A 1,120-nucleotide genomic window follows, 5' to 3' on the forward strand; every position below is an offset into this window, starting at 1 on the left:
CTGAATCATCGCAGGTCGGAAGCACCCTTCCTCCATGAAGTGACTGGCTGTCACTGAAGCTCCTGGTGCCGTGAATTCGTGAGGCTGGGGCCGCGACGCTTCGACCTCGACCTGCTGGGGTCCCTCGACGCGCGCACGAAGGAGTCCGTCGGCAGCGCCGGCGAGGGCTGGGACTGCCCCCAGTACCTCCCGGCGGCCTCGGCACCCCGGCGCCCTCACCCTCAGCGCCTGGAACTACGACGACAGCGCCAGGTGTGTCGCCGCCTGGGTCGGTGAATGCGACTCGTAAACACGCCGGGCTTGGAGCCAACCAGCCCATCGCCGTGATCTGGCACGGTCTGCACGAGCACAGCGTTCAGTACTGCTCGGTCTCCACGAAACCGGCGTCCGTGTCATTGTTCGCGCCGAAGGCGTCGGCAGCGTGGGTGGGGTCGAATCCGGGCGGGCTGTCCTTGAGGCCCAGGCCCAGGCCGGCCAGCTTCGCCTTGACCTCGTCGATGGACTTCGCACCGAAGTTACGGATGTCCATGAGGTCGGCCTCGGAGCGCGCCAGGAGCTCGCCCACGGAGTGGACGCCCTCGCGCTTGAGGCAGTTGTACGAGCGGACGGTGAGCTCCAGCTCCTCGATCGGCAGGGCGAGATCGGCGGCGAGGGCGGCGTCCGTCGGGGACGGGCCCATGTCGATGCCCTCGGCGTCGATGTTGAGCTCGCGGGCGAGACCGAACAGCTCGACCAGCGTCTTACCGGCGGAGGCCATGGCGTCACGCGGACGCATCGCCTGCTTGGTCTCGACGTCGACGATCAGCTTGTCGAAGTCGGTGCGCTGCTCGACACGCGTGGCCTCGACCTTGTACGTGACCTTCAGGACCGGCGAGTAGATCGAGTCGACCGGGATCCGGCCGATCTCCTGGCCGACCTGCTTGTTCTGCACGGCGGAGACGTAACCGCGGCCACGCTCGACCGTCAGCTCCATCTCCAGCTTGCCCTTGCCGTTGAGTGTGGCGAGGACGAGGTCGGGGTTGTGCACCTCGGCACCGGCCGGCGGCGCGATGTCGGCGGCGGTGACCAGACCCGGGCCCTGCTTGCGCAGGTACATCACGACCGGCTCGTCGTGCTCCGA

At 67.9% G+C, this 1,120-nt stretch carries 2 protein-coding genes; one reads left to right on the forward strand and one right to left on the reverse strand.

What is annotated here, in order from left to right; genetic code table 11:
- Nucleotides 1-78: 78 nt before the first annotated feature.
- Entirely contained in the window at nucleotides 79-276 is a 198-nt protein-coding gene (locus H8R17_RS45505) for a hypothetical protein (RefSeq protein WP_187828997.1), read from the forward strand.
- A gap of 79 nt (nucleotides 277-355) precedes the next feature.
- Here H8R17_RS45505 and H8R17_RS45510 read toward each other — a convergent pair.
- On the reverse strand, nucleotides 356-1,120 hold a 765-nt coding region (locus tag H8R17_RS45510), incomplete at its 5' end, for a DNA-directed RNA polymerase subunit alpha (RefSeq protein ID WP_187828998.1).

Source organism: Streptomyces sp. TRM68367 (assembly GCF_014495685.1).
Taxonomy (GTDB): Bacteria; Actinomycetota; Actinomycetes; order Streptomycetales; family Streptomycetaceae; genus Streptomyces.